We start from the raw sequence: 2,721 nt of genomic DNA, 5'->3' as shown, positions 1-2,721 counted from the left end.
TCCAAGTATTCGGGATGTTCGGGGTCGGCAAGCGCGTCCAGAAAATCCGCGTAACCCGGTGCACCGCCGACATCCTCCGGCGGGCTGGCATTGGCGCCGTCGATGCAATACAGCACATGCGGGCACGCAATGGCCGGCAACAGCCGCTCGATCTTGATCCGGTGCTCCCAGTTGTCGCCAAAGTCATAGACGTAACGAAACGCCTTCGACCCATACAGCACCTTTGTCAGCGTCTTGCGCTGTTCCGAAACGACCGGAGGGCCCCAGTCGGGATCGGGAATACCGTAGCTTTCGCCAGCGATTTCAAACTCATGAAGATGGGTGTCACTCCAGCCCATCACCGCCTGAATAACCTGGTGCAGTTTGCTCAGGGTGATGCGCTCGGGCACGGCGACCCGGCGCCAGATGGCGGGTTTTATCCACGTCAGTTCGATGTGCAGTTGCAGGAGACGGTCGTTCGCCGGCTTGGGCAAACGGGTGACGTTGGGCATGGGTCAAGCGGCCTCATGTTCTAGGGTAGGCAGAGCAATATTCCAGGGCAGCAAGTCGTCGAGCTGATTGATTGGGTAGTCGGCGATGCGCTCCAGCACGTGCGTCAAATAAGCCTGTGGGTTCAATGCGTTGAGCTTGGCTGAACCGACCAGGCTGTAGATCGCCGCCGCTCTTTCTCCGCCAGCGTCGGAACCGGCGAACAGAAAATTCTTGCGACCCAGGGCGACTGCACGCAGGGCCCGTTCGGCGGCATTGTTGTCGATTTCAATGCGGCCATCCGCGCAGTAGCGCGTCAGCGCCTGCCAACGTGCGAGGGCATAGTGGATCGCACCGCTCAATGCCGATTTGGGCGGCAATTGCGTCAGCGTGTGATTAAGCCAGGTGTGCATGTGCGCCAGCAGCGGGCTGGCTCGCCGCTGCCGCACTGCGCGTCGTTGATCGGGCGGCTGTCCGCGAATTTCCGCCTCGATGGCGTATAGCGCGCCAATCCGTTGCAGGGCCTCAGCCGCAATCGGCGAGGCCAGTGCCTTGTGCAGGTCGAAAAACTTGCGTCGAGCATGTGCCCAGCATGCCGCCTCGTGAATCGTGCCCGAGGCATAGAGTTGCGCGAAACCGGCATAGCCATCGGCTTGCAACGTCCCGGCGAAGCCCCGGAGATGGGCTCGGGGGTGCTCGCCTTTGCGATCCGGCGAGTAGGCAAACCAGACCGCCGGCGGCGTGCTACTACCTGCGGGGCGCTCGTCGCGCACATACGTCCACAAGCGTCCGGTCTTGGTTTTACCCTGGCCGGGGGCGAGCACGGCGATCGGCGTGTCGTCGGCGTGGACTTTGTTGGCGGCCATGATGTGCTGCCGCAACCGGCTGACCAATGGCTGCAAGAGCCGGCTCGCTTCGCCGATCCAGTCGGCCATGGTCGAGCGCTCCAGGGACACGCCCTCACGCGCATAGATTTCGGACTGCCGATACAGCGGCAGATGATCCACGTATTTGGACACCAGCACATGGGCCAACAATCCCGGCCCGGCAAGACCCCGGGAAATCGGTCGGCTCGGGGCCGGCACCTGCACGATCCCGTCACAGCAGCGGCAGGCCAACTTGGGCCGCACGTGACGAATCACCTTGAAGCGCGCCGGCACGTACTCCAGAACTTCGGCCACGTCATCGCCCAGATGACGAAGTTCGCCGCCACAGCCTGGGCACTGCGCATCGGGTCGATGGACGTGGATTTCACGGGGCAAATGCTCGGGCAATGGCTTGCGGCGTACGGGTGTACGTGGGCGCGATTGGGCTGGTGGTGGCGAGGCCAATGCGGCCTGGCTGACCTGCAACTCTTCGAGCGTCAGTTGCAGTTGGTCGAGCATGCCATCGAGTTGCTCGGAACGCCGACCGAACTGCATGCGCCGCAGCTTGGCGATCATCAGTTTCAGGTGCTCGATTTCCCCGCGCTGGGCGGTAACCAAGGCTTTCAAGGCCTGGATGTCGTCAGGAAGGAAGTCGGTCGCGCAAGTCATGGCGCGATGTTACTGGTGTTCTCAAGCGTTGAACATCAGACTGCTCGTACCGGTGCGGTGCGCAGCGGTCGGCGCCAATCGATGCCCTCCAACAGCATCGCGAGTTGTGCCGTCGTCAAGGAGACGCTGCCGCTGGTGGCTTGCGGCCAGACGAAGCGCCCCTGCTCAAGCCGCTTGCAGAACAGGCACAAGCCATCGCCATCCCACCACAGCAATTTGATCCGGTCACCGCGCCGTCCCCGAAACACGAAGATCTGGCCGGAGAACGGATCCGCCTCAAGTTGGGTTTGCACCAGGGCCGCCAGGCCATCGAACCCCCGCCGCATGTCGGTGGCTCCAGCCGCGATCCAGATGCGAGTCCCGATGGGCGGGGCAATCATCGCAACACCTGCTGCAAGACCAGTTGCAAGGTTTGCGGGTCGGGCACGCCCTCAATGCGCAAGGTGACCCGACCGCACTCCACAACCAGTCCGCCCGGACTCGACGGCAGTGGCATTGCCTCTTCCGCTGAGGGCGTCGGCGCCTTGCTCAGGTTGACCGGCAACAAAGTAACCTGGTGGGCAACTGGCCCCAGCTGCCCCTCCCGATAGTGACGGCGCCATTTGAAGACGAGGTTGGCGTTGACCTCATGCTCTCGGGCGATCAACGCGACGGATGCGCCGGGCAATAGCGTGGCCTCGACGACACGACGCTTGAACTCCACCGAAAAGTTGGGGCG

The 2,721-nt window shown here is 62.9% G+C and carries 4 protein-coding genes; all 4 read right to left on the bottom strand.

The annotated features are described in order from the left end of the window. Positions 1-491: plasmid pRiA4b ORF-3 family protein (locus tag IEG05_RS22890; protein ID WP_191122769.1), on the bottom strand; the 491-nt coding region annotated here is incomplete at its 3' end. A gap of 3 nt (positions 492-494) precedes the next feature. Then, positions 495-2,003 (bottom strand): IS66 family transposase, encoded by a 1,509-nt coding sequence (gene tnpC / locus IEG05_RS22885; protein WP_073625071.1) that lies wholly within the window; start codon positions 2,001-2,003, stop codon positions 495-497. 35 nt (positions 2,004-2,038) lie between these two features. Next, on the bottom strand, positions 2,039-2,383 hold the full coding sequence (gene tnpB, locus IEG05_RS22880; RefSeq protein WP_043106093.1) for an IS66 family insertion sequence element accessory protein TnpB: 345 nt from the start codon (positions 2,381-2,383) through the stop codon (positions 2,039-2,041). After that, a partial coding sequence (gene tnpA / locus IEG05_RS23525) for an IS66-like element accessory protein TnpA (RefSeq protein WP_191122768.1) occupies positions 2,380-2,721 on the bottom strand: 342 nt, incomplete at its 5' end. The genes tnpB and tnpA, both read right to left, overlap by 4 nt.

Origin of the sequence: Stutzerimonas kunmingensis, assembly GCF_014764705.1 — a bacterium.
In the GTDB taxonomy this organism is placed as follows: Bacteria; Pseudomonadota; Gammaproteobacteria; order Pseudomonadales; family Pseudomonadaceae; genus Stutzerimonas.
The sequence above is the reverse complement of the archived record's forward strand: the minus strand, read 5'-3'. Positions and strand labels throughout refer to the sequence as shown.

Coding starts and splice junctions, on each gene's coding strand:
- tnpC (WP_073625071.1), bottom strand. CDS start 2,003: ATGACTTGCGCGACCGACTTCCTTCCTGACGACATCCAGGCCTTGAAA.
- tnpB (WP_043106093.1), bottom strand. CDS start 2,383: ATGATTGCCCCGCCCATCGGGACTCGCATCTGGATCGCGGCTGGAGCC.